Source organism: Arthrobacter sp. sptzw42, from assembly GCF_059089685.1.
The window spans coordinates 94,347-120,179 of record NZ_JBNHEX010000008.1 but is presented as its reverse complement, the minus strand read 5'-3'; the positions used below and the strand labels follow the sequence as shown (position 1 = coordinate 120,179).

Annotated in this window: 21 protein-coding genes and 1 pseudogene; 7 read left to right on the top strand and 15 right to left on the bottom strand. The window is 60.8% G+C overall.

Features of this window, described 5'->3' with window-relative positions; all coding sequences use genetic code 11:
• Positions 1-336 precede the first annotated feature (336 nt).
• Together AC5RT4_RS11955 and AC5RT4_RS11950 are read left to right on the top strand one after the other, a co-directional pair.
• Entirely contained in the window at positions 337-492 is a 156-nt protein-coding gene (locus AC5RT4_RS11955; protein ID WP_494105847.1) for a hypothetical protein, read from the top strand.
• Between the two features lie 15 nt (positions 493-507).
• Positions 508-786 (top strand): hypothetical protein, encoded by a 279-nt coding sequence (locus AC5RT4_RS11950; protein ID WP_494105846.1) that lies wholly within the window; start codon positions 508-510, stop codon positions 784-786.
• Positions 787-1,029: 243 nt separating this feature from the next.
• On the opposite strand, the pseudogene AC5RT4_RS11945 reads toward AC5RT4_RS11950, so the two are convergent.
• A pseudogene (locus AC5RT4_RS11945) lies at positions 1,030-1,706 on the bottom strand (ATP-binding cassette domain-containing protein).
• A gap of 67 nt (positions 1,707-1,773) precedes the next feature.
• Entirely contained in the window at positions 1,774-2,019 is a 246-nt protein-coding gene (locus tag AC5RT4_RS11940) for a PfkB family carbohydrate kinase (RefSeq protein ID WP_494105845.1), read from the bottom strand.
• A 213-nt stretch (positions 2,020-2,232) separates the two neighbouring features.
• Between AC5RT4_RS11940 and AC5RT4_RS11935 the strand changes: the two genes are divergently transcribed.
• Positions 2,233-2,766, top strand: a complete 534-nt coding sequence (locus AC5RT4_RS11935) for a recombinase family protein (protein WP_494105885.1) — start codon at positions 2,233-2,235, stop codon at positions 2,764-2,766.
• Positions 2,767-2,872: 106 nt separating this feature from the next.
• Here the strand turns inward: AC5RT4_RS11935 and AC5RT4_RS11930 are convergent, their stop codons facing one another.
• The 8 genes from AC5RT4_RS11930 to AC5RT4_RS11895 all read right to left on the bottom strand — a co-directional run bounded on the left by AC5RT4_RS11930 (position 2,873) and on the right by AC5RT4_RS11895 (position 12,024).
• Positions 2,873-3,766, bottom strand: coding sequence for an NAD(P)-dependent oxidoreductase (locus AC5RT4_RS11930; RefSeq protein ID WP_494105844.1), 894 nt, complete (start codon positions 3,764-3,766; stop codon positions 2,873-2,875).
• Positions 3,767-3,809: 43 nt separating this feature from the next.
• Positions 3,810-5,162, bottom strand: a complete 1,353-nt coding sequence (locus tag AC5RT4_RS11925) for an NAD(P)H-dependent oxidoreductase (protein ID WP_494105843.1) — start codon at positions 5,160-5,162, stop codon at positions 3,810-3,812.
• The gene (locus AC5RT4_RS11920) at positions 5,159-6,136 is read right to left on the bottom strand and encodes an amidohydrolase family protein (protein WP_494105842.1); all 978 of its coding nucleotides are present in this window, start codon (positions 6,134-6,136) and stop codon (positions 5,159-5,161) included. The genes AC5RT4_RS11925 and AC5RT4_RS11920 overlap by 4 nt, the downstream gene beginning before the upstream one ends.
• Positions 6,137-6,311: 175 nt before the next feature.
• Positions 6,312-7,400, bottom strand: a complete 1,089-nt coding sequence (locus AC5RT4_RS11915; protein WP_494105841.1) for an ABC transporter permease — start codon at positions 7,398-7,400, stop codon at positions 6,312-6,314.
• Positions 7,397-8,902 carry a sugar ABC transporter ATP-binding protein gene (locus AC5RT4_RS11910; protein WP_494105840.1) on the bottom strand — a complete coding sequence of 502 codons (1,506 nt, stop codon included), beginning with the start codon at positions 8,900-8,902 and terminating at the stop codon, positions 7,397-7,399. The genes AC5RT4_RS11915 and AC5RT4_RS11910 overlap by 4 nt, the downstream gene beginning before the upstream one ends.
• A 19-nt stretch (positions 8,903-8,921) precedes the next feature.
• The gene (locus AC5RT4_RS11905) at positions 8,922-9,986 is read right to left on the bottom strand and encodes a sugar ABC transporter substrate-binding protein (protein ID WP_494105839.1); all 1,065 of its coding nucleotides are present in this window, start codon (positions 9,984-9,986) and stop codon (positions 8,922-8,924) included.
• 130 nt (positions 9,987-10,116) lie between these two features.
• Positions 10,117-11,061: a PfkB family carbohydrate kinase gene (locus AC5RT4_RS11900; protein ID WP_494105838.1), complete on the bottom strand. Its 945-nt coding sequence runs from the start codon at positions 11,059-11,061 to the stop codon at positions 10,117-10,119.
• A complete protein-coding gene (locus tag AC5RT4_RS11895) occupies positions 11,062-12,024 on the bottom strand; it encodes a sugar phosphate isomerase/epimerase family protein (RefSeq protein ID WP_494105837.1) in 963 nt (320 codons plus the stop codon).
• Between the two features lie 316 nt (positions 12,025-12,340).
• Between AC5RT4_RS11895 and AC5RT4_RS11890 the strand changes: the two genes are divergently transcribed.
• Positions 12,341-13,330, top strand: coding sequence for a sugar-binding transcriptional regulator (locus AC5RT4_RS11890; protein WP_494105836.1), 990 nt, complete (start codon positions 12,341-12,343; stop codon positions 13,328-13,330).
• An 816-nt stretch (positions 13,331-14,146) separates the two neighbouring features.
• Positions 14,147-15,157 (top strand): LacI family DNA-binding transcriptional regulator, encoded by a 1,011-nt coding sequence (locus AC5RT4_RS11885; RefSeq protein WP_494105835.1) that lies wholly within the window; start codon positions 14,147-14,149, stop codon positions 15,155-15,157.
• A 39-nt stretch (positions 15,158-15,196) separates the two neighbouring features.
• Here the strand turns inward: AC5RT4_RS11885 and AC5RT4_RS11880 are convergent, their stop codons facing one another.
• The 4 genes from AC5RT4_RS11880 to AC5RT4_RS11865 all read right to left on the bottom strand — a co-directional run bounded on the left by AC5RT4_RS11880 (position 15,197) and on the right by AC5RT4_RS11865 (position 21,076).
• A complete protein-coding gene (locus tag AC5RT4_RS11880; protein WP_494105834.1) occupies positions 15,197-17,797 on the bottom strand; it encodes a family 78 glycoside hydrolase catalytic domain in 2,601 nt (866 codons plus the stop codon).
• Between the two features lie 2 nt (positions 17,798-17,799).
• Positions 17,800-18,729 (bottom strand): carbohydrate ABC transporter permease, encoded by a 930-nt coding sequence (locus tag AC5RT4_RS11875; RefSeq protein WP_494105833.1) that lies wholly within the window; start codon positions 18,727-18,729, stop codon positions 17,800-17,802.
• A 2-nt stretch (positions 18,730-18,731) separates the two neighbouring features.
• On the bottom strand, positions 18,732-19,616 hold the full coding sequence (locus AC5RT4_RS11870) for a carbohydrate ABC transporter permease (RefSeq protein WP_494105832.1): 885 nt from the start codon (positions 19,614-19,616) through the stop codon (positions 18,732-18,734).
• A 68-nt stretch (positions 19,617-19,684) separates the two neighbouring features.
• A complete protein-coding gene (locus tag AC5RT4_RS11865; protein WP_494105831.1) occupies positions 19,685-21,076 on the bottom strand; it encodes an ABC transporter substrate-binding protein in 1,392 nt (463 codons plus the stop codon).
• A 286-nt stretch (positions 21,077-21,362) separates the two neighbouring features.
• Here AC5RT4_RS11865 and AC5RT4_RS11860 point away from each other — a divergent pair, with 286 nt between their 5' ends.
• Positions 21,363-22,412 carry a family 43 glycosylhydrolase gene (locus AC5RT4_RS11860; protein WP_494105830.1) on the top strand — a complete coding sequence of 350 codons (1,050 nt, stop codon included), beginning with the start codon at positions 21,363-21,365 and terminating at the stop codon, positions 22,410-22,412.
• Between the two features lie 55 nt (positions 22,413-22,467).
• On the opposite strand, the gene AC5RT4_RS11855 is transcribed toward AC5RT4_RS11860, so the two are convergent.
• Positions 22,468-23,718 (bottom strand): IS256 family transposase, encoded by a 1,251-nt coding sequence (locus tag AC5RT4_RS11855; protein WP_494105884.1) that lies wholly within the window; start codon positions 23,716-23,718, stop codon positions 22,468-22,470.
• 1,054 nt (positions 23,719-24,772) lie between these two features.
• Here AC5RT4_RS11855 and AC5RT4_RS11850 point away from each other — a divergent pair.
• Complete coding sequence (locus tag AC5RT4_RS11850; RefSeq protein ID WP_494105829.1) at positions 24,773-25,732, top strand: LacI family DNA-binding transcriptional regulator; 960 nt, start codon at positions 24,773-24,775, stop codon at positions 25,730-25,732.
• Positions 25,733-25,833: the final 101 nt, after the last annotated feature.

Sequence of the window (25,833 nt, the reverse complement as noted above, 5' to 3'; positions counted from 1 at the left end):
AGCCGGGCACGTCAGGCAGCATCTTCGATTCGGACCGAAGAACGAGGCATGTCAAGAGCAGCCACGCGGCCAGCAGGGCCACGATTTACGACATCGCCAAACTGGCGGTTCAATGCCTTCACCGTGTCCCGTGCTTTGGGCTAATCAGACCGGGTCAGTGTCAAGACGCGGAAGCTCATCGAGGATGCCGCCGCGGAGCTCAATCTCAGCGTCAATCCACTTGCCGAGCACTGCCTACGGGCGTAAGGGCATGGTCGGCCTCGTCGTCTCCGACATCACCAACCCCAGCTACTACAACATCATCTGCGGGGCCCACTCCGCAGCTGCCGCAGGGGCGTGACGCTGGTGCTTGCCGAATCGACCGAGTCGGCCTCCACTGAAGCCGCCGTCGCCCACCGGCTTCAGTCCTCAACCGATGGCATCATTCTCGCCAGCCCCCGCATGCCAGATCCGGAGATCCGCGAGCTCAACGGAGTCAAGCCGTCGCTGTAATCAATCGTTGCCTGGATGGCCTTGCATCAGTTGCCCCGGACGTGGACCCAGGGGCCAGGGGCCAGCGAAGCAGTCCGGCATTTGGCATCGAATGGCGACGCTGGGACAGCCCCCGCCTGGCCTGTGAATGGACCGGGGGGAGCACAAATCATTCCCACCTCGGCGCCAACGACAGAGGGTGGAAGACTTGCTGCCCGGAACGTAATCGCGTCCGGGGCCACCGCCGCCCTTTGCTACAACGACCTGCTGGCCATCGGGCTGATGCAGGAACTGCAGGCAGCAGCGGCGAGCTGAACTCCTACACGGCGAAAGCATGACGGAAACTTTCCAGCCGGCAGGGGAAAGGGTAGCCGCCCAACGGGGCTGCCACCCTGACCGGCATGACGGGGCCGGAGTCTGCGCCACGTAGGGAACAGGGTCGAGTAGACGACCAAGGCTCACCTTAGTCATCGGAATTATCATTCGTCGAAGGTTCCGATGGTGGAACGGCATCCGCCGCGGCCACTACCTGAGATGTATTCGTTAGATGCCTGAGTCTTAGCTGGTTGCCGCGTCAGCGCCTGTAAGCAGCTCGACCAGTTCGCGTCCGGATGTTTCGGTCGCCTTGCGGCTGGCTACGGCGCGGCCCTGCCGCATTACCCAGATCATATCTGCCAGTCCCATAACTTCCTCGAAGTTGTGGCTGATGAGGATAACCGTGATGCCCTGCTCACGCAGTGAGCCGATCAGGCGGTGGACTTCAGCGCTTTCATTGGGCCCAAGCGCTGCGGTAGGTTCGTCGAAGATCACGGTCTTTGCACCCCAGGCGACAGCACGGCAGAGTGCCACGGCCTGGCGCTGACCGCCTGACATTCCGCCGATCTCCTGGTTGAGGGACAGCGTGGTGTTGCCGATCCGGGCGAGCATCTCCCGTGCGCCGCTCTTCATTTTCTTGCGGTTGAGCAGCCTGAAAGGCCACACGCCTGTCCGCAGTTCCCGGGAGAGATACAGGTTCTGCACGACGTCGAGCGTGTCGATCACCGCGAGGTCCTGGTACACCGTCTCGATGCCGAGCTCCCGGGAGGCGTGCGGAGAGTGAATCTTGGCAGGAGCGCCGTCCACAAGGTTTCCCCCGAGGTTGGCTCGTGAATCCCTGAGAGGCACTTGATCAGGGTGCTCTTACCTGCGCCGTTGTCCTCGATGATCGCGGTCACTTTGCCCGCGGGGATTTGCATGGAGACCCCGCGAAGGGCATGCACGCCGCCGAAGTACTTTTCGACGTTTTTAAATTCGATCATGTTCTCAGCCATGAGTATGTCCCGATGCTTTCACGATAGAAGGGTGGTCTAGCTGGGGAGGAACCGCGAGATAGGGCTCCAGTTGGGGCTTGTCGGTCACTTCCAGGTATGAGACCGGCTTTTGACACACAATCCGCCCTGCAGCGTCTCCCGCGGTGAGCGCGGCAGCAAACGGAAGGCCTTGCGCGAGCCCGGCGACGAAGGCACCGAGGAAGGTGTCCCCTGCACCGATCGAGTTGGTTACCGGCACGGGAGTTCCCTCGAGCGTGCCGGACAGGCCGTCGGTGTCGATGTATGACGGCCTCTCGTGAAGCCGCCTCGTTAAGCCCGGAGAACCTGGCTCACGGGCGTGTGTTCGTCCACTTAAGGCACACCCAAACCTGACGAGCCGGGCCAGTATGCCTTGACTCTCTTCTGAGAGGGGCCTAGAACACAACCTGACAGGATGAGCTTGGAGGGGGCGGTGACCGGACAGCGGTTCGGGTACGTACGCGTGAGCACACTGGACCAGAACGAGAAGCGCCAGCTCGAAGGACAGGTTTTGGACCGGGTCTTCACGGACAAGGCCTCCGGCAGGGACACCGCGAGACCCCAGCTCACCGAGCTCCTGCGGTTTGCCCGAGATGGAGACACTGTGGTGGTGCACAGCATGGACAGGCTCGCCCGGAACCTCGATGACCTGCGTGCCCTGGTTCAAGGACTAACACGCAAAGGAGTGCGGGTTGAGTTCGTCAAAGAAAGCCTGGTCTTCATCGGCGAGGACTCCCCCATGGCCAACCTTATGCTCTCCGTCATGGGCGCCTTCGCCGAATTCGAACGCTCCCTCATGTGGGAACGCCAAAGAGAAGGCATCGCCCTTGCCAAGCAACGCGGCGCATACAAAGGACGGAAAAAGACCCTCACTCCGGCACGAGCCGCCGAACTCGTTCAACGTGCCGGCGCCGGTGTTCCAAAAGCCCTCCTTGCCCGTGACTACGGAATCAGCAGTGAACCCTAGGCGTGTTGCCGGCCCTACTCACATGAAGCGCCGGCAGAACATGCAGGGTGACCGAATATCCGTTATCGGCTCTTCGAAAACAGGCAGGGGAACAGGCTGGACCCGGTCAGGTCCGGAGGGTCTGAAAGATTCCTGTGTGGTCCAGGTTTCCCGCCCCTTCTGCCACCATTTTTTCAAAAGCGCTTTGGAGGCTATGGGTGAGTGGGAGCTTCAGTCCGCGATGCCCGGCAAGTTCAGCCACAAAATTTAGGTCCTTAAGCTGATTTTTCGCGGATCCCCCGCCTTCGAAGTCCTGCTCAATCCAGCGTCGGCCTTTCTGCCTAAGCACCTCGGAATTGGCGAGTCCCCCGGCAAGAATGGACTGGACTTTTTCGAGGTCAAGACCAGCGCTGGCTGCGAGGGCCATAGCTTCGGCCAGGGCAGTCACGGTGGCGGCGACGACAATCTGGTTGCATGCTTTGACGGTTGATCCGGCACCCGTTCCACCGAACCAAAGCACTGTGGTGCCGTACAACGCGAACAGTGGTTTGAGGCGTTCGGCTGCCTCGGGCGGGCCGCCGGTCATGATGCTCAGTCGCCCCTCTTCCGCGCCGATGGTTCCGCCGCTGAGGGGCGCGTCGACGACGGTCACCCCCCAGCGCCGGCGGCATTCTTGCGCGAAGCTTTCAACTGCTACCGGTGACACGGTGCCGTGGATAACAAGGGTGGGGTTATCTATCCCTGCGCTCTTCCATCCCGCCAGTAACCCACTGTCGCCTGGAAGAAGGGCAGCGATCTGAGGCAGGTCTGGCAGTACAGTCAGCACCACTTCGCTTGCAGCTTCTGCAGGAGTGGGGGCCACCAAGCCGCCATCGATTGCTTTGGCCTTATGCGTCGTGCGGTTCCAGAGCTTTAGGGGGACACCTCCAGCGATGATGTTGCGGGCAATCGGGGCGCCCATCGGGCCCGTTCCGAGCAGGGCCACGGACGCGGGTAGTGCGGTGGAAGAAATAGGGGCCATCTTCGGTGTCTCCTGAACTGGAAGTAGCGGGCGCAATGGCGCGTCAGGCCGGAAGTGCTGTGTCCGTCACCAGGGCCTCGGTTTCCCGGCGCAGTTTGAGGGCTTGGGCGAGTGAGTCGTCCATGATGACGTCTTCCCAGCGGACGATCCCGCCCTTGGCTACGTCATTGCGCAGTTCCACGTGGTGGGCCAGTGCGACCGGCAGTGCACCGGTGGTGACGGAGTGCTTGGCCGAAACGAGTTGGCCCCAGACGGTGTATCCGCCTTCGCCGTCGAGGAATTCACCGGCTTTGAGGTCCTTCTTGGCGGTGGCGACAACGTCGCCGAAGAACCCGATGGGTGAACCCGTGGGGATTCCGCGGAGGACGGCGTTGGCGATGGATACGTTCAGCTCAAGGCCGACGTAGTGGTACGGGCGGTACAGGGCGGCGTACTGGCCGGTGGGGTCCGGGTGCCAGGGGTATTCATTGAAGCAGCCGGAGACGTAGGCGTTCGTTGCCTTCACGACGACGAAAACGCCTTCCTGGGTGTTGTGGGGGATCCAGGTGCCGTCGCGCTTGACACTGGACATGACGTCGACGGTCCCTTCGTGTGCGAGGGCTCCTCCGACGTCGGCGGGGCGGCAGATTGAGGCGATTTCCTCAACGTCTCCGGGCGTGAAGGTCAGCCCGGTATCAGACGGGACCAGTCCTGCCCCGTTGGCGACGGCGGCCATTTCGATGGCGGCCTTGGTGCCGTCGCGGAAGGAGGTGTGCATGTTGGGGTTCAGCTGCCCGGAGTCGGTGAGCTCCTTGGAGAATTCCCAGTTTTCCCACACGTTGTCGGGGTTCATCTCGTGGTAGTGCTCGAGGAATTTGGCGCCCTTGCCGGCGCAGACGACGTCGAATCCGCTGGTGCGGGCCCAGTCGACGAGTTCCATGATGAGGGCCGGCTGGTCGCCGTAGGCCATGGAGTAGACAACACCGGCTGCTTCTGCCCGCTTGGCAAGAGCGGGCCCTGCCAACGCGTCGGCTTCAACCGTGACCATGATGATGTGCTTTTTGGTTTCGATGGCGCGCAGCGCATGCTTCACACCAACGATGGGGTTGCCGGTGGCTTCCACGATGATGTCGATGTCGACGTCGAAAAGCTCGTCCGCGTTGGCCACGATCGCCGTGGAGCGGTCCCGCAGAGCGGTTGCTATGTCGGGGGCGATCTGGTCTTTGGGCCATCCAACGAGATCGAAAGCACCTTCAGCGCGCTTGACGTTGATGTCTGCGATGGCGACGACGTGGATGCCCGGTATGTTGTTTGCCTGGGCCAAGTACATGGTCCCGTAGCGTCCGGCGCCGATCAGGCCGACACGGATGGGCTTTCCGTCGGCTTCGCGTTGGGTCAGGAGTTTATGAAGATTCATAAGGGAGGATCCTTCTTGTTTGGATGGCCAAGCGAGGTGCGGGAACCTGCGGCAGCGTCTGCCTTATATGGCTGCGCGTTAGAAGATTCGATGCCGTAGGTTGTCTTTGCCGTTTCCGCGAAGAGCTGTTGGCGGTCGTCGGCCGTCATGTCCGCTGTTATCTCGTCGAAGGCCGTGTACAGCACGGTGAAGCTGGAGTACAGGCTGTCGACGGGGAAGTTGCTTCCGAACATGGTTCGGTTGGGGCCGAAGATGTCGATTGTGTCCAGGACAATCGGCCGGATGGTTTCTTTAGTCCAGGAGTGGTCGTTCGTTCCCAGTGCCGAAATCTTGGTGACGACATTGGGCTGCTTGGCGAGGTTTTGCATTCTTGAGCGCCAGTGGTGATGGGATTCAGCATCGCGGAGCAGGGGCATTCCTGCGTGGTCCAGAACGATGGTCGTGTCCGGGTGGTCAGCTGCCAGCCGCGCTGCCTGGTCCAGTTGGTCCGGAAACACCTGGAGGTCAAAGGACAGGCCCAGCGAGGAAAGGTGCGAGAAACCTTTGAGCCAGCGTGGGTCGGTGATGAGGTCCGGGCGCGAGGTGTGGGTGTATCGGGGGTCGGGGTGCCAGCTTAGGATGTCCCGCACACCCCGCACCGAGGGAACTGCTGCAAGGCGCTCAAGGTGAGCCAGCACTGCTGGTTCTGCCAGAGACGCTTTGGCCACCTGAACTGAAGGCAATCCGTTGTCCTCGTGGACACCCTGAATCCAGTCAGCTTCCCACACTGGGTCGGCGGCCCCGTTCTCAATATGGACCGATCCAGCCAGCCGGAATTGCCCGGCATCCTTCAGGTAGTCACCAATGAGGTAACTCTTGCGCAGCGGCCGGTCATCGCCGTGATACCGGGGTTCTGCCGGGCCCTGGAGCCATGGGTATGAGCGGGAGAAATCGCACAGGTGGTGATGGGCGTCGATGACGTCGAAATCGAGCACTGTCAGCTCCTCACGTCCGGGGCTGCGCCACCGGCTGATACTGGTCTGGGGTACAGGGATGATCAAGCCAGACGTTACGTGGGTGTGGATCCGGAAACGGCGACCGCGGTCTCCCGCTGCCGCCGTTTCCGGGCTGTTGGGCGGCTGGCCTTTCGGCTGGCTGCTGAGGTGCGGGTCAGGCTGCGGCGGCTTCCTTTTGCGGTGCAGCCTTCTCTTTCTGTTTCTTGAGAAGCGGCCATCCCTTGCTGCCTTGGTCCAACGCCACTGCGATGACGACGACCAAGCCGGTGACGATTTGTTCGTAGAAGCTGGGGACGTTGAGCAGCACGAGGCCGTTGGTGAGTGCCCCCAGGATCAGGGCTCCGACCAGGGTGCCGGCAATTCGGCCTTCCCCGCCCATGAGGTTTGCCCCGCCAATAACGGCCGAAGCGATTGCTGTGAGCAGGTACGGGCTTCCGGCGTCGGTCTGCGCGGCATTGATGCGTGCGACGATGACCAGTCCGCCGACTCCGGCGAGGACGCCGGAGAGTCCGTAGACCGCGATTTTGACCCTGTCGACGCGGACACCTGAGAGCCAGGCTGTTTCTTCGCTGCCGCCGGTTGCGATGACATTCTGCCCGAATACTGTCCGGCGGAGCAGCAGCCAGCAGAGAATGGCAAGGACGGCTACGAGGATGACTGCGACCGGGACGCCGCCTACGTAGCTGTTGAGCATGAAGACGAAGTCCCTGGGGACGTTGTAAACAGGACGGCCGTTGGTGACGACGTAGGCGAAGCCCTGGTAGATGCTCATCGTTCCCAGGGTGGCGATGAACGGAGGCAGTTTGAGTTTGGTGATGAGCAGGCCGTTGATGACGCCGCACACCAGGCCCAGGGCAATGCCGGCGAGCAGCGCGAGGAAGGGTGATGTCCCTGCGTTAACCATGAGGGAGGCAGTGACGATCCCGACAAAACTTGCGATCGACCCGACAGCCAGATCGATGCCACCGGTGATGATGACAAATGTAATTCCGAGCCCGATGATGGCGTTGACGCTCGCTGAGATGGCGATGTCGCGGAGGTTGCCGGAGGTGAGGAAGTTGGGGTTCAGCAACCCGAAAATGAGGAAGATGACAACTGCGGCGATGTAGATTCCCAGTGCCTGGAGGTTCAGTGCCGGCCGGGTGCGTGACTTTTTGATGGCTGTTGCGAAGGGCCTTCGGTTCGTCGCGTCCTTTCCGCTGTCTTCGGCCTGGTCTTTCTTTGGCAGGGTGGGCTGGCTCATGTCGTTGTTCTTTCTGCGATGCCCATGGCGTTGGCCACGAGGCTGTGTTCGTTGATGTCGTCGCCGGTGTGCTCGGAGACGAACTGACCCTGGCGCATGACTTTGACGCGGTCGCTGAGGGAGATGATTTCCGGCAGGTCGGAGGAGACCACGATTACTGCGCTTCCGGCTTTGGCCAGCGCGTCGATGAGTTCGTAGATCTCGACTTTGCCGCCGACATCTACACCCTTTGTGGGTTCATCGAAGAGGAATACTTTGGTGTTGCGCCAGGTCCATTTGGCGATCACAATTTTTTGTTGGTTGCCGCCGGAGAACTGGCGGGCGTTGAGGCGCACATTGGCGGGCCGGAGCGACATCCGCGATGCTGCCTCTTCGGCGGCGGCAATTTGCTTCCGCACGCTGATGATGGGCCCAAAGCCGTTGAACTGCCGGTCGGCGGTGAGTGCGACGTTGAAGTAGGCAGGAACCTGCAGGACCAGGCCCTGGTGCTTGCGTTCTTCGGGGATGAACGCGATGCCGGCGTTTCTGCTGTCCCGCGGTGAGCGGATTCTGCGCTTTTTCCCGTCCACGCTCACGGTGCCGGTGCTGCCTTTGTCCGCCCTGATGATGGCCCGCAGGAACTCGGTACGGCCGGATCCGACCAGGCCGGCGATGCCCAACACTTCGCCGGCCCGGACGTCCAGGGAAAGAGGACCGCCGCCGGTGGGGTGGCTGACCCCTGAGGCTGAAAAAAGGACCGGAGCGTCCGGCTGGACCGGGTGCTGCCGTTTGAATGACAGCAGCTCCCGGCCGACCATGTTCCGTACGATGTCCTGTTCCGAGGTCTGCGCGATCGGCTGTGAGTAGTTGACGGTGCCGTCGCGCAGGACGACCACCTTGTCCGAGACGCTCATGACCTCGGGCATCTTGTGTGAAACGTAGATGATGCCTACCCCGCGGGTGTGGGCGATTTCCCGCACCCGGTTCAATACGCCTTCGACGTTGTGTTCGAGCATGCTGGTGGTGGGTTCGTCGAGGGCGACGATCTTGGCGCCGAACGCCAGTGCTCTGGCAATGGTCAGGGCGTGCCGCTGGGCCGGGCTGAGCCCCCGCACGGAGGCTTTGGCCTTGAGCGGGAATCCCATCTGGGCGACGTCCGCCAGCGCCTGGTCAATGTCTTTGCTGGCGTCCCGGCGCTGGCGTGCTGTGCGCCCCAGCACGAGATTTTGCTCTACGGACAGCTGCGGAACGATGGCCGGTTCCTGGTGGGCAATTCTCACCCCGTCAGCCAGTGCCTGGCGGGGTGAGAATTGCTGCCGTACGTGCCCATCGATGATGACGGATCCGTGGTCGGGGACGAGGGAGCCGCCGAGAATGGCGAGCAGTGTGCTTTTGCCTGCCCCGTTTTCGCCGGCCAGTGTGCAAATTTCTCCGCGTTCCAACGTGAAGCTGACGTCATTCAGAGCGCGGACTCCGGGGAATGACTTCGCGATATTCTGCAGTTCCAGCAGCGGTGTAACCATGATGGGTGCCGTTTCTGCCTTACGGCATTCCGGTCGGGTATTCCCCGACGTTCTCAGAATCGATGATGAAGGCCGGGACGTCGATCCATCCGGGAACCTTCTTGCCCGCCATCAGCCAAAGCGCGGCGTCCACGCCGCTGGCGCCTTCGGTCACGGGCTGCTCGCTGACGGTGGCGGTCATGTTGCCGGCCTGAATTTCCTTCTTGGCCTGCGGGATGCCGTCGGTACCGACCAGCACCACCTTGCCCGTGAGGTTCTTGGCAGCGATGGCAGCTGCGACTCCGAACGCCATACCGTCATTCTGTGAATAGAACGCCTTGATGTCGGGGTTGGCGGTGAGCATGGCAGTTGCAATTTCCTGCGCCCTGGTTTGATCCCACTTCGCCGTCTGAGACGCAACCAGCTCGAGGTTCGAGTGCTTGGCCAGGCCATTCTTGAACCCTTCGCCCCGGTTCAGTGCATTGGATGAGCCCGGGTCGCCTTCGATCATGGCAACCTTGCCGCCCTCCGGAAGCTTAGAGGCGATGTAATCAGCAGCAGTTTCACCGATAGTTAGTGCGTCAGGACCGACATAAACACTCCCAGGGATGTTGCCCTTGGCATCGTTCAGCACGACAACCGGCACATTCTGCGCCAAGGCTTCAGTGAAGACCGTGTCCAGGCCCGTGGCGGAGATCGGTGAGGCAAGCAGGGCGCTGCAGCCCTGGTTCGCGGCACTCTTTGCCTTGTCGAGCTGTTCGGTGATGGAGGATTCGTCGGTCACATCAAACGTCTGGTAATCAACGCCGAGCCTCTTGGCCTCTGCTTCGAAGCCGTCCCGCTCAAACCCCCAGAATTCGTTGGACAGCGTCCGGGTGATGTAGCAAAGCTTCGTGTCGGCCGCTGGCGCTGCCGGTTCGCCAAGGCTGGCCTTTACATCCGTGATCGGAGTCTTAGCCGAAGCGTCAACGAGGCTGACCAGGTCGCCGCCGGATCCCGAGGCCTGGCCTGCTGGCCCGTCAGGAGTAGCACTGCAGGCTGCGAGCATAGCGACTGCCGCCGTGGCGGCAAACAGCTGTGTAACAGCGCGAGGAAGTTTAGTCATTGTGATAATTCCTTTCATCATTGGAAGGCCCGCAACATGCGGCACTCTCTTGCTGAAGTCTGCTGCGGTACCCCTTGCTTGGGGCACCCGCAACGGTTTTTGCTTTGTAGCTGGTCCGGCAGGATGCTGGTCAGCTAGTGGCCAACGGGAGTTTGGCGAGGGAAACTCCGATGGCCTCTTCGATCTGACGGATGTCAGCGGTAGTCAGGAAGGATTCAGGCCTGCTGCATACGAGCCTGCCCGCCTCATTGGCCGCCCTGAGGCACAAGGGAAACGGATGGCCATTGGCCATTGCCAGAACCATGGTTCCCAGGAAGCTGTCACCGGCACCGACTGAGTTGACCACCACTGTCGGCTCGACGTCCGCCTGCACGAAGTCATTCCCGTGCAGGGCAGCCACCCCGCCGCCGCCCAGTGTAAGGACAGGCGTCTTGGCGCCGGCTTCCCGCAGAGCAGTCAGAAGCACCAGGACGTCGGTGTTAAGCGGGACATCCAGTACGTGGCAGGCTTCGCGGAGGTTTAGAACGACGACGTCCGCGAGCCGGAGGAGCGACCTTGCCTCAGCACACACCGGCGAGAGGTTCAGCACTACCGCAGAACCGAGTTCCCGGAAGCGGGTGGCTGCCCGTTTGACGGTGGGAAGCGGCACTTCGAGGTTCAGGACTACGAACGCCGGCGGATCGTGTGCTTCGACGTAGCCGTCAATGTCTGCCGGCGAGAAGTTTCCGTTGGCTCCGGGGATGACGACGGTGTCGTATTCACCCTGGGAATCGATTCTGACGTGCCCTACGCCGGTGTGGGCCTGTTCATCACGGATGATGCCGTCGGTGGTGATCCCCCGATTGTGGAGAGTGCCGATGATGAAATTTCCCAGATGGTCGGAGCCGACGCGGGCCACGAGGGTGACCGTCGGGTCCACCGCTGCGATGCTCATCGCGGCGTTCAGGCTCTTGCCGCCCGCGGCCATCTCGAAGTTTTCACCCGTCACATAGCCTGCAGCGCTTACTTCTGCGCCGCGGTACGCAATGAGGTCCGCGTTTACCGACCCGACGACGCAGACACCGGTGGGCCGCACTTAGACACCCACTGCTTTCGACCACAGCACGGACGATGAGTGCAGAGCATCCCCGCTGGGGAGATCCGGCTGGTCCCGGACTAGGTCGCGGGCCTTGTTGATGATGGTTTCCATCCTCTCGATGTTCATCTCGCATTCGGCGACAGGGTTCTCGCGTACCGGATCGGTGTCGAAGTAGTACGTTCCCTGGTATCCCTCGCGGAGCAGGTAGTACACAAGTTCCAGTGTTTCCGCGAAGTGGATCGACGCTACTACCAGGCCGTCATCGGCCACGCCATGCGAGTCGTTGAGCTGCAGCCCGAACAGTTTTTGCTCCCGCAGGCACATCGCGGCGGACTGCGCCGGATTTTCCCGCGCCATCAGCAGGTGGCCGAAGTCCAGGGTGACGCCGAGGTTGGGGCGGTCACAGTCTTTGATGAGGTTCATAACGGCACCCGTGGTGTTCAGAATGGTGCGTCCACGCGGCTCGGCCGGTTTGTACTCGATCGAAATACGGATGTCCTGGTCAACATCGGCGACTGCCTGAAGGCTTTCGACCATCCAGTTCCAGGACTTCATGTAGTCCATCTGCAGGGGGTATTCGTAGCCGTCATGAGCCGGCCACAGGAGAACATGGTCCGAACCAAATTCCCGACAGAGGCTGATGGCTTCCTTCACCATCGCAACCGCTGCTTCCCGAAGCGCGGGATCAGGATTGGTGAATCCCCCATTGGAGAACTGAGGTGCCGGCCAACGGAGCTGGATACCCCGGACATCGAGATCGGCTTTGTCCAAAGCCGCCTTGATTTCCTCTACTGAATGCTGACCGAAGTGCTCCGGGTAGTTCAGTTCGAGTGACGTCAACCCCTTGACGCTTCCGGCAACAGCGATCAGATCGATCACCGAGTCTTCGCCGCTGGGGTACTTCTTGCCCTTGCCCAGCCCAAAGGAATTGAGGCGGGTGGAGTACTTAACATCTGTCATCTGCGTTTCGCTTTCGATCGTGAAGGCCACTTAGTCCATAGGGGACGGCGATCGAAATTCCTGACGGAACTTCGTCTCTGAAGTCGGGCTGGTGTTGAAAGTCTAGGAGCCAAAATCCCCGAAAAGGATGGCAAAATCGATATTGATGGGGAAGTTTTTCAGCGCTGAATATTCATTCAGTACCGTTCCTGGCGCTGAATGACTGAGACTTGGGCCACGTTCCGCTTTGGGGAGTGCAGCTTCCAGCGGGAGAGGCGGGAGCACGCGCTATTCGGTCTTGCATAAATATTCAGACACGCAGGAAAGGTTACGAAATATGACGCAGTTCACGGAATCATCGACCTTACTTTCCGTCAGCACCGAACAACTTCGACTCTTCACAAAGATCGCCGTGCTGTACCACGAGGAGGGGCTTTCGCAGGGTGACATCTCCCAGCGACTGAACCTGTCCCAGGCAAGAGTGTCGCGCTACCTCAAGAACGCAGTTGACTTAGGCATAGTGCGAACATCCATCGTCCAGCCGCCGGGAATCTATGTCGGACTCGAGAAGGCGCTCGAGGAGAAGTACCAGCTCCGGGAGGTGGTGGTAGTGGACGTCATGGACGGCGCTTCACTGGGCATGCGGTTGGGCTCGTCCGCAGCCACCTACCTGGAGACCACGATTGACGCCAACGACTACGTTGGAATCTCCTCTTGGAGCACTACCCTGCTGCACACCGTTGAAGCCATGCGCTCACGCCCCAGGAAAATTGCCAGTGAAGTGATCCAGCTCATCGGCGGCGTCGGCAGCCCCCAAGCCCAGATGCAGGCCAGCCGCCTGGTCTCCCACCTCGCAGAACTCACTTCAGCAAAGCCCTACTACCTGGGATGCCCTGGCCTCGTCGCCAATCAACAGATTCGCGAGGCATTCCTTGGGGATCCGGCAGTGGCTGCTTCAATAGAAGCCTGGGAGCGCCTGACGACCCTGCTGGTCGGAATCGGAACGTTCCCCGCGTCACCACTTTGGCAAGCCAGCGGGAACGCCCTGAGCAGCACCGAAGAAGGAGAACTGTCCCGGGCGGGGGCGGTCGGCGAAATCTGCCTGCGTTTCTTCGACATTGACGGGCTGCCCATGAAGCCCGCCATTGAAGAGAGAGTAATCTCCATCGATGCCGAGGCCATGATGCAGGTGCCCCGCCGCGTCGGTGTAGCTGGCGGCATGGGCAAACTGGACGCCATCCGCGGCGCCGTAGCCGGCGGGTGGATCAACGTCCTGATCACCGACGCCGACGTGGCAAGGCAGCTCCTCGAACCACCACCGTTGTGAATCCGCGGTCACGAAGCCTGTCGCAGCCGGCAGGTCAGCACCGGTTCGGCCGTGACTGGGACACAATAAATGTCCACAGCAAGGACCGGCTCGCACGCAGCAACCTCAATGACTTCGCGCTCGTTTTGGACCTAACACTAAGGGCTCACATACAGAGATGGAGTCCGCCAAAGAAGCTGGTCTTGACCGGCCAGAATTTCCCCATGGCCTACCCATGCTCTCCGCAGTGGGCCCGTTTGCCGGATTCGAACGCTCCCTCATCAGGGGGCAAGTGGGAAGGCATAGCCCTGGCCAAACCGCGCGGTGCCTCAGACCGGAAAGGGCGGTAACCTGGTCCAGCACGCCGGCGGCGGTGTTCCGAGAGCCGTCCTTGCTCGTGACTGCGGAATCAGCCCAGAGACGGACTACCAGTACCTGCGCCACGTCAAGCTGGGGTACACCCCAACCTGACGCGAGGCGTTCGGAAGCCTTGTCGTTGTTCTAGGTGTGCTTTGAGCTCAACCTGAGTGGGCAAGGGTTGGAGGCGCAGGTGGGTGGACAGCGGATGGCACGTGCGCGTTAGCACTCTGGACCAAACCGAGACGCCAGGTCCTGTGCCCCCCGTAAAGGGCTGTGGGTGGAATTCGACAATGAAGCCCTGGCTTTCTCCGGAGCGCACTCCCCCACCTCATTCCCTGCATGCGCAAGCATCTGCGCTAAGAGTAGAGGCCTTTAACTCTGACTGAGGTACCAAGGGGGGCTATGATCTCTCCTATGGTTCATGAATCGCTTCATGGGAGTCGAGGGTCGGTGCGGCGTTCTCGGCAGCGAACTGCGGTGACCATCAGTGATGTGGCCCGCCAGGCGGGAGTTTCCACTGGGACTGTTTCGAATGTGTTGAATCGTCCGGATCGGGTGGATCCTGGGATGGTTAGGCGCGTTCAGTCAGCGATCAGCGCTTTGGGTTATGTGCGCAACAGTGCTGCGCGTTCCCTGGCTGCAGGCAGCAGCAATTCGGTTGGCTTTGTCCTTGTGGACCTTGCGAACTCGTTCTTTGCGGACATGGCCCGTGGTGCGGAGGTGGAGGCGGAACGGTCCGGGTATTTTTTGCTGTTAGCCAATTCTGATGTGCGGGTGGAGAAGCAAAGGGCTTACCTTGAACATTTTGCTCAGGAGCAGGTCGCCGGCACGTTATTGACAGCCGCGGGAAGCGACTTATCGGGGGTTTCAGATGCTAAAAGAGCTGGACAGCATGTTGTTCTTCTTGACGTGGACTCCAGTAGTGCTGGAGCCAGCTGCACGGTGACAACTGACTACGAGGCTGCCGGGCATTTAGCGGCAGCTCATTTGATCGGATTGGGCAGGCGGCGGATTGCATTCGCGGGTGGACCGCTTTCTAATCACGCGGTGGGTGGCCGCTGGCGGGGAGCGCAACGAGCTGTCGCCGAGTCTGCCGGATACGCCACCCTGGAGCATTTCGACTCGCCAGACGTCCGTGTCGATGACGGTCAGGCGATTGCTGAGCGGTTGCTTGTGGATCGTACTGGTGGTGTTGACGGCATTGTTGCGGCGGCCGATCTTGTCGCCTTCGGCTTGATGCAGCGTCTATTGGAGGCGGGTGTCGGAATTCCGGCAGAAGTGGCCATCGTCGCGTGTGATGACAACAAGTCGGCCTATGGAAGTGCGGTCCCCATCTCGACAATTGATCTGCCCGGTTTCGAGATGGGCCGTTCAGGGATGCAGCTGCTGTTGGATGAACTCCGTAACGAGGATCACCACCTGCATCGCAACGTGGTGATACCTCCCCGGTTAACCGTTAGGGAAAGCTCCGTCGGACGGTTCGCCTAGTGGTGCGACACCTCTCGCTGGACCACTAGGCGAACCATTTTAAGCGACTTCTGCAAATGACCGGATTCTTGTTCTGAAGTGGTGCTTTCCGGACCCAACTTCGCGAGCGTCCTCGTGCCCTCCGGGAAGGTGGATGTCGGCGGTCGCTCCGGGTGGGACGGTGACATCGAGGAAAAATACGTCGTCCTCGAGCGTCCACTCGACCGATGCGAGCCCGTAAGGGGTGATGTGTTCGGCACGGGCTGAGGTGAAGGTTGCTCCGGGTTGAGGAGCGACGCTAAATCGTCGGTAGCCGGGCTCGGCGGGTGCGAGTCCTGCCAGGACGCGGTGAAGGAAGTCGACCACTGCACCGAGCGCGTAATGGTTGAAGGACGTCATTTCCCCGGGGTTCACGGTGCCATCGGGAAGCATGCTGTCCCATCGTTCCCAGATAGTGGTTGCGCCCATGCTGACGGGGTACAGCCAGGAAGGGCATTCCGTTTCGAGTAGGAGCCGGTAAGCGTCTTCTGTATTGCCGGTGAGGGCAAGCGCGTCGCAGATTACGGGTGTGCCGACGAATCCTGTTTGAATCCTGTAGCTACCTTGGCGGACGAGGTCGGCAAGTCGACTTCCAGCCCGGGTACGTTGAACCGGATCCTCGATCAGGTTGAACACGAGGGCCAGCGCGAGAGAAGTGGGTGTTTCTCCTACGAGCCGGCCTGCGGGCGAAAGAAACTCGTGCCGGAATGCCCATGCGGTGCCGTCGGCCAGTACACGGTATCTGTCGGCTTCCTGGGATCTGCCGAGAACCTCGGCGGCTTGGCTGGTCAGGCGGGCGGAGTGGGCTAGATAGGCAGAGGCGACTAGGTACTTGTCGGTTGTTCCTGCTCCGGGATCTTCCGGGGGTGCTGCGGGATCCAACCAGTCACCTAATTGCATGCCTTCGCGGATGAGACCTGTGTTATCGGCCATGCCGGCCATGTGGTCCACCCAGCCCGTCATGGAGGCAAATTGACGGCCCAGAATACCGACGTCGCCGTTGCGCTGGTACATGGTCCAGGGCACGATGACGGCTGCGTCGCCCCATGCGGCGGAGGATTCTTCGGGGAATCCGCAGGCGATCCAGGGGACGAAGTTGGGGATGGCGCCGTCGGGGGCTTGTTCGGCCGCGACGTCAGAGAGCCAGCTTGCGAGCACTCCACTGCTTGAGTAGAGGAAGCTGGCTGCGGGAGCGAAGATTTGGATGTCTCCGGTCCAGCCCAGCCGCTCATCGCGTTGTGGACAGTCGGTGGGCAGGTCAACAAAGTTGTCGCGCATGCTCCACACCGTGTTTTCGTGCAGCTTGTTGACCAGTCGCTCGTTGGATTCGAACCAGCCGGTGCGTTCCATGTCGGAGTGGACAACGACGGCTTCGACATTGTCGGGTTGGAAATCGCCGGGCCAGTTTTCGAGTTCGGCGTACCGGAATCCGTGAATGGTGAACCTGGGGCTCCAGGTTTCTTTTGGCCCGCTGCCGCGAAGAGTGTAGCGGTCCACTGACGGGGCGGACCGCAGAGGCCGGACAGCGAGCTCGCCATCTTCGAGGACTTCGGCATGGTGTAAGGTCACGGTGTGCCCGGCCGGCCCACTGACGTGGATGCGGAGCCGGCCGGCGATGTTTTGGCCAAAGTCGAGGCGGATCCGCCCATCGGGCCGGTGCTCGACATCGCAGGGTAGCAGTGTGTGGGTTTCTCTGACCGGGACTCCGACAGGTGCTTGCAGCTCGGCGGGGAATTTTTCGCGGGGAAGGATCACTGGGCGTGACCAGGAGCTGTCGTCGAAGCCTGCCCTGTCCCATCCGGCGGGGCTGAGGCGGGCGTCGTAGTGTTCTCCGTCGTAGAGACTCGCAGCGACTACTGGCCCATTGGATTTACGCCATGTCGTATCGAGCGGGACCGCTGAGACGGTGCCGTCTGCATGGTGTAGCTCAAGCTGCAGCAGGAGGGACAGGTCGGCGCCGTAGTTGTCCCAGATGCCGCCATGGAAGCCGATCCGGCCGCGGTACCAGCCGTCACTAAGTTCCGCGCCGATAGCGTTGCTTCCGGAACGCAGAATGTGGGTGACGTCGTAGGTCTGGTAGCGAAGCCTGTGGTGGTAGCTGGTCCACCCCGGGGCGAGCTCCTGATCGCCGACGCGTTCGCCGTTCAGGGTAAGTGTGTAAATGCCGTGGGCAGAGGCGTAAATGCGTGCCGAGCTGACGTCATCGGCGATGGTGAACTCTGATCGCAGCAGGTAGCCGGGACGGACTCCTTCCGCGGGTGCGTCCTCGGAAACGCAGATAAACGGGCTGTTCCAGTCGTCCTGTTCGAGAAGTGCCGCTTCCAGTTCCAGCGGTTCGCTCCAGCCCGATTGCTGGCCGTCAGAGGTTTGTACGCGGACCTCGACTGTGCAGCGTTGTCGGGATTGAAGTGGAGCGAAGGGCCAACCGACGAAAACCTGCTCGCTCGTGTCCCGGCGCTCGACAACGTGCTCGGTTCCGTCCGGCAGGCGGAGCCGGATCTCGTACGCTATCTGGACAAGATTGGTGGTGTTCGACTCGATGCGCCACGACAGTCGGGGGGTGGCGGTCCCGATTCCTAAGCCGTCGGGTCGGTATTCGGCGCGAGGCCTGGTGACGCGCATTGTCATCCCTTCACGGAGCCTGCGGTGAGGCCCTTCATGATTTGTTGGTTGAGGAAGAGGTAGATGATCAGCGTTCCAATAACGCTGACGGCGATGCCTGCGAATGTAGGGCCGTATTGCACGGCGCCGTATTGTCCTGTGAAGTTCAAAAGTCCTGCCTGGATGGTGCGCAGCCCTTGGGAATTGGTGAAGGTCAGGGCGATGAGCAGGTCATTCCAGAGGAAAAAAAACTGCACCAGTCCTATCGTGAATGCGGCGTTGCGGACCAGGGGGAGCCCGACCTGCCAGAACAACCGAAAGATGCTGGCGCCGTCGATGGTGGCAGCTTCGAATAATTCACGCGGGATGGCGCGGAAGAATGTGGCCATCATGAACACCGTCAGGGGCATGCCGATACCGATGTAGGTGATCAACAGGGGCCAGAGGGTTCCTGTGAGGTGTAGGCGGAAGTAGATAGTGAACAGTGGCAGCAGGATCATCTGCGCCGGCACCATCACCCCGGCGAGGAAGGTCAGGAGCACCGCTGCCCGCCCCTTCCAGACCATCACTTCAAGCACAAATCCTGCGGCGGTCCCGAGAATCAGGATCACTGCCAACGACGGCAATACAACGATGATGCTGTTGAGGATGAAGCGGCCGAGACCGCCGTCGAGGAACGCCGTCGTGTAGTTGGTGAAGGACCAGGTGGACGGGAGTGACCAGAAGGGCGCGTTGAGGAACTCGGACTGGCTTTTGAAGGAACTCAGAACAAGCCAGATGATCGGGTAGATAACAGCGATCAGCAGCAGGGCTATGACGATGTCCAACGGCAGGCGCATGAAGAAGCGGCTGACGTGTTTGGCTCTGCGGGAAGCCGGTGGTGTCGCGGTTGGAGGTGCTGTTTCCGACGGTGCCTTGTTTGAAGCTGCTGCGGTCGAAGGTGCTGTACTCATGGTCATCCCTTCGTAAGGTCACGGCGAGTGGAACGGAAAATAAGGATTGTCACCAGCAGGCAGAGGATGGTTAGTACTGTCGCGATGGTGCTGCCGTACCCGTACTCGCCGTAACTGAACGAAGTCTGGAACATGTACAGCGTCAGTGGGGTCGTTGCATTCCCGGGCCCGCCGTTGGTGAGAGCGACGATCGTGTCGAACACTTTCAGGGTTCCGTTGATGCTGAAGATCAGGGATGAAAGCAGTACTGGCAGTGACAGGGGAACGACGATTGAGCGCACCATGCGCCAGCCGGACGCGCCGTCGATGCGCGCTGATTCAACGAGCTCCTCGGGGATGTCGACCAGGCCGGCGTACAGGAGGATCGCGTAGAAACCCATGGACCGCCACAGGTCCAGAAGGATGATCACCCAGAAGGACTGGTCCGGGTACCCGAACCAGTCCACCGATGGGAATCCGAGCAGATTCAGCAGGCCGTTGACGGGACCCGTGGTGGGAGCGGCCTCGAAGAGCTTCTGGAACAGTAGCCCGACGCCGACGGTGGGGAGCACGACGGGGAAGAAGATGATGGTGCGGATGAAGCTTGAGGCGCGCTTGATTCTGAAGGTGTACAGGAGCGCAAGGAGGTATCCGAAGCCAACCTGAAGGACCGTGAGGATCAGCGCGTAGCGGACGGTGAACCACGTCGCGCTGAGTGCTGTTGGGTCGTTGAAGAACTTGATGAAGTTGCCGAACCCGACGAAAGTGAATCCGGTGAGGATGCCGCCGTCAAAGACGGTGTAGCCCATCGACCAAAAAATTGGGACGAGCATGACGAGTGAGTACACCAGCAGCGCCGGTCCCAGCAGAAGGAAAATAGCTCTGCGGTCTCCAAGTACTTTGTTCATGTTCTGCTTTCAGAAATGATTAGGGGTTCCGAAACGGGAGCCTCGGAACCCCTAACGTTGGTGTCTTCTCAGCCCTTGTTGGCGTCCTGAACGAGCTGCATGAACTGTTCACCGCTGACGGAGCCGTTGGCCAGGCCACCGCCGTTGCTTTGGCTCACCGTGGTTGCCTGTGAGCTCATGAGCGCCTCGAACCACAACACGCTCGAGGGAGCATTCGCGATTTGTTCCTGCACCAGCTTTGTCGTTGCGGGAAGGTCTGCCGGCGGGTTGTCGACCTTGAAGCCGGAAACTACGCCGCTGTCTTTGAGGACAGTGTCACCGTAGTTTTTGACGATGCAACCCATCCACGCCTTGGTGGAGTCATCGAAGCCCTTGCTGGAGAACATCGTCGGGATACCCACGTTCGCCGGGATTTGATCGCTGCTGCCCTTCCCGCCGTCCACATCGGGGAATGAGAAGAACCCGACGTTATCGACCCCGATCTGATTCTTGGTTTCGTCGTTGAATGCCGTCAGCGCCCAGCTGCCCATGTAAAGGAAGGCCGCCTTACCGGTCATGAAGACGTTCAGTGAGGTGTCGTAATCGATCGAGGTGGGCGCGGAACCGAAGTACCCGGCCTTCCCCAGGGCTGCGACCTCATCAGCGGCTTTGATGTACTCAGGGTCGGTCAGCTTTGCCTCCCCGTCGGCGACCTTCTGCAGCGCATCCGGGCCGAGATCACGGAAAAGGTAGTTGCCAACCAGGCGGGTAACGGGCCAGCCCTGCTCCCCTGATGCGGAAAACGGCTGGATGCCGGCAGCCTGCAGTTTTGCGGCGGCATCGACGAGCTCGTCCCACGTCTTGGGCGGAGTAATTCCGTTGTCCTGCAGGAGCTGCTTGTTGAACCAGAACCCCTCAATGTTGAACTCCGTGGGAAGCGCGTACAGCTTATCGGTGCCATGCAGCGCCTTGATCGTCGACTCAGCGGCGGGAAGAATCCTGTCCTTGATCCCCATCGCTTCCAATTCAATGGAAATGTCCTGCACCTGACCGGAATCAATAAACTGCTTCATCAACGACGGTGTGCCTGCGGCCATGCCGAAATCCGACAGCCCCTCCTGCCCTGCCAAAAGCTGAAGCTGCTGATCCCAGGTCGTACCTGGAATAGCATCCGGGGTGAACTTCGCCGAAGTGTTCTCGGCTGAACACTTGTCCCCGGCCAACGTTTCCAGCGTCCCGGCAATCGTCGTGTTCTCGTTCTGTCCAAGATATGTGAATGGGCCGGCCTCAGTGCCTCCGCCGCTGTTAGTGCTACTGCTGCAGCCGGACAACGCGAGAACTCCGACGCTGAGCAATGCGACAACCGGAATCCCTCGGCCTGCCCGTTGATTTGCTTTGAACACAATTCCTCCTTGAATGTGACACTCATGATGAAGCGCTTCATCAGAAGCTAAAGCCCCGCCGCACACGTTGTCAAGCAACAGAATAAGAATTAGGGCAGGAGAATCGGCAACTCTTCTTTCCCGACTGCCCTTGACATGATGAATCGCTTCACTACAGACTGACTTCCACAGATTAGGTACTGCTATGCGTCGGGAACGCCCATTGGGTTGCTCCGGCAGCGGTACGCCCCCATCGTCCTGGCGTGCTGGCACGGTAGATCATCGTCTTAGATCTCGCCCAGTGGTAACGACAGCGCGCTAACCATTGGTGTTATCAACACAAGTCCTCAATGGACCTCATCCCGCTCACCACAGAAAGAAGGCTATGAGCGCACTGACCGCATTTCACCCAGGACAAACCTGGCTGGACACGAACGGCAACAGGATCCAAGTCCACGGCGGATCCATCATCACCGTCGACGGCGTCTACTACTGGTACGGCGAAAACAAGGAACACACCCTTCCCGGCAGCAACATCTGGCATTGGGGAGTGCGATGCTACTCCTCCACCGACCTGTACAACTGGGAGGACCGCGGCCTGATCATTCCACCCGTCGAAGATGACCCGGAACACCCTTTGCACCCGGAACAAGCGGCAGACCGACCACACATCATCCACAACGAGAACACCGGTCAGTTCGTGTGCTGGATCAAAGTGATGAGTAAAGGCTCGGTACAGCGGTCCACCGTCCTGGTAGCCGATCACATCCTCGGTCCCTACAAGATCGAGCAAACCTGGCTACGGCCGCTCAGCATGAGCGCCGGAGACTTCGACCTCGTCGTCGATCCCCACGACGGCAAGGGCTACTACATCTTCGAACGAGTGCACTCAGAAATGATCGTCGCCGATCTCACCGACGATTACACGGACGTCACTGGCTACTACTCCACCCACTTTCCTCAGCCACAGCCCCCCTTTGTGCGAGAAGCACCCGCTTATTTTCGGCGCAACCGCCAGCACTACCTCCTTACATCCGGAACCACCGGCTATTACCCGAACCCCTCCGAATCTGCTGTCGCCAGGAGTATCCACGGCCCCTACACAGTGCTCGGCGATCTGCACCCAACGGACGCGTCACGGACTTCTTTCCACACCCAGATCTCTTCCGTCTTCAAGCACCCCACCAAGAAAGACCTCTACATCGCTCTCGGGGATCGCTGGTTGCCCACATACCTCGAGCACGGTGCCAAAGCGCATAAGGCCTTCGAAGAACACTTCGCGCCAGGCCGGGACGGAGACATCCGGATGGAGGAATTCGCCGAAGTGAACACGTCCCTCGCCGACTACGTATGGTTGCCTTTGACCTTCGATGGTGACCGGCCAGTTATCCACTGGCGGGATGAATGGAGCCTCGACGAGTTCGAGGACCGCTGAACTGTTCTCACCGGGACTGTCCGATAAACGGTGTGTGGAGTCCGGCCACTTTTCATTATTGAGTGGTTCTTTCGAACCGGCCCGCGAAGGTAATCGCGAACGCGTTTAGGGCAGGCTTCCACCTCATCACCCAGCGTGCCCGGCCGCCGCCGGTGGGATCAAGAGATCTGGTGACCAGGTACAGGCATTTCAGGGCAGCGGTTTCATTTGGAAAGTGCCCGCGGGCCCTCACCGCCCTTCTGTAGCGGGCGTTGATCGACTCGATTGCGTTCGTCGTGCAGATCACCCGCCGGATCTCCACGTCGTACTCCAGGAAGGGCACGAATTCAGCCCAGGAGGATTCCCAGAGCCGCACGATTGCCGGATATCGCTGGCCCCATTCTGCGGTGAACTCGGCGAACCGGTCCTTCGCCGCTTGCTCGGACGGGGCCGTGTAAACCGGCTTGAGCGCCTTGACGATACCGTCACGGTGCTGGCGTCCGGCATAGCGGAAGCTGTTGCGGATCAGGTGCACGATGCACTGCTGCACCACCGTTCTCTCCCACGTGGTCGTAATCGCCTCCGGCAGGCCCTTGAGCCCATCGCAGACAGCGATCAACACATCTTCCACGCCCCGGTTCTTCAGCTCGGAGAATACCTGCAGCCAGAACCGGGCACCCTCACCACCGTCGCCGGCCCAGATGCCCAGAATCTCCCGCTCCCCGTTGGTGGTGACCCCCATAACGACGTAGAACGGGGTGTTACGCACCTGCCCGTCACGGACCTTGACCACGACCGCGTCAACGAAGAGCACCGGATAGACCGAATCCAAAGGCCGGGCAGACCATTCGGCCAATTCGCCAGAGACTTTCTCCGTGATGCGGCTGATGGTGTCCTTGGAGACCTTGGCGCCATAGACCTCCTCGAAGTGCGCGGCGATTTCCCCGGTGGTCAGCCCCCGTGCGGACAGCGAGAGCACGATCTGGTCGATCCCGTCCAGACGCCGTTTCCGCTTGGGAACGATTACCGGCTCGAACGATCCGTCCCGATCCCGGGGCACCTCAATCTCGACCGGGCCGATCTCGGTCAGCACGGTCTTTGACCTGGTGCCGTTGCGCATGTTGGCTGCGACCGGTGTCTGACCGTGTTCGTGCCCGAGGTGCTCGGTCAGCTCAGCTTCCAGCGCGGTCTCGAGCACGTTCCTGGTTAGCTGGTTCAGCAGCCCGCCGGGGCCGACCAGGCTCACGCCCTGTTCCTTGGCCTGCGCGAGCAACCGCTCCGCAAGTTCCTTCTGATCGATGATCTCTCCCGTCACAGGATCGATCATCACCCCTGTCATCTCGGTCGTGGACTCCGACACGGCCGTCTCCTTTCGGATCAGGCCGGACTCCACACACCGTTATTCAGACAGTCCCTTCTCACCCCTCCGGAAACAGCCACAGTCCTGCACTGCAGGACTGTGGCTGTTTGTTGGCTGCCCCTGGTGATGGATGATTCTCTTAGCTGCCGCAGGAGCCGATGGTGGAACTCTAGCCATGGTTGTACGGCACTGGTACGGGCTTGGTTTAAAGGGAAGGGCTAGGGAGCCCAGTCTCCCTGGACCCAACTGTTGAAGCGTTTTGCTTTGCCGTTCCGCCAAGGTGGCGGATCTAATCAGGAGTTCGGTGTTCCTGGAGCCAGCACGGGTCGGAGACGCGTCAGAGCTGGTGGGAGGCGGCATGGTTAACCGTTAGTTGCCACAGCAGCAGCGGCCATCGATACCCGACGATGATGTAGCTGAAGCCCAATCTTGTGCCCAAGGAGCAGTAGTTGGCTGAGCTTTGTAGCTAGTCTGCCCGGCCCAGCACCCGGCGATCCTGCCGAGCTTCTTGACATCAACGATCACGGCCTCGGGACGTCCCGTTCGTAGCAGCGGTCGGTGGGCCCAAAAACTACGGATCTGTTCCTAGGTGACCGGGTCCAAAGTCCTATTCGGCGGCATGCCGGCCCGGTCCGGCCCCTGAGGGCACGCTCGATGATGATTCGCCCCACCTATGGCCCGGGGTTTCTTTTCCTGCTTGTCCAAAATGTGCCGCGCAACTGCCTGTCCAACCGCGCATCGTCGCTGTTTCAAGAGCGTTGCGCATGATTGCGGCCTAAGAGGATTTCAGTTCCAGGACACGCCCGTCGCTGCATTGAACCTCGCCGCCCCACAGAGTCGCCATCGCGAACAGGTCCCTGCCTACCCGAAATTCGGCAGGAGGCCCGGCTTAGGTCGGATGTAGGGCATCATCATGAGCAGTGGTGCCCCAATCACGCGGTCACGAGTGGCGCTTTCCGACAGGCCGGGCAGAGAATGAATTCCGCGATCACTATGAGATTGTGGAGGAATGATGACGCGGGTGACGAGTGCCGACGTGGCCCGTGAGGCTGGCCTTTCTCGAGCCACCGTCAGTTACGTGTTGAACAACGATCCACGGCAGCGGATTGCGGAACCCACTCGCAAGCGCGTCCTGGAAGCGGCCGAACGCCTTGGTTACCTCCCATATGGACCGGCTCGGCTTCTGCGCGGTGGTCGCAGCAAGACGGTTCTCATGCTCAGCCCGTCGGTGCCCGAGGCAGCCCAACCGATCGGCAGCAGCATCGTCGCCGGCCTTGCGGATGCACTGGCAGGGCACGGACTCCGTCTCCTTTGGGAGCTCGGAACACCGGAGGCGCTTGCGGCAGCGGTTGGAGATCTCGCGCCCGCGGCGGTGCTGACCTCCTTGGGACAGGAGGAGCCCGGTTTTGCTGACCTGCTCGCGCGGGTCAATGTTCCGCTCTTGCCCACGTTTGCGGGGCTCGACGCCTTTCTTGCCGCGGCTGCTAGAACCCAAGTTGAATATCTCGCCAGGCGCCACCTCCGACTCCTTTTCGCCGAACCGGACGATAGGGCACTGGACCGTATGGCAGCGCTCCGCCGTGAAGCGGTACTAGAGACAGCGGCTGAGTTAGGTCTCGAGCGACCTGGCATCATTCGGATCCCGCAGAACCGAGCAGGTGCAGCTGCTCAACTACGCGAGGCGTTGACGTCAGAGGCAGCACCAACCGCGGTTTGCGCATACAACGATAGGGTCGCATTCGCCGTGCTTGCTGGCGCAGCAGATGCCGGTATCAGGGTGCCCGAACAGCTCGCCGTCGTCGGTGTCGACGACGACCCGGTGGCTGGCCTGGTCACCCCTGCGCTCACTTCTGTGACCGCCGACCTAGGGTCGTTCGTCACTGATTTGGCTGCGGCGGTGGCTGCGGCGGCAGCCGGCGAGCCCTTCACCCCTGTTCTCCTGCCCACGGCAGCCGTCGTGGTTCCACGAGACTCGGGTTAAAGGAGGCAAGCGTCAGCAGGAGCCGCTATCGCCGTTATCGGCGCGCAAGAGCTGATAGGCGGGCAGCAGGAGGCTTGGTCTGCCTGCCACCGCGGCTTCCG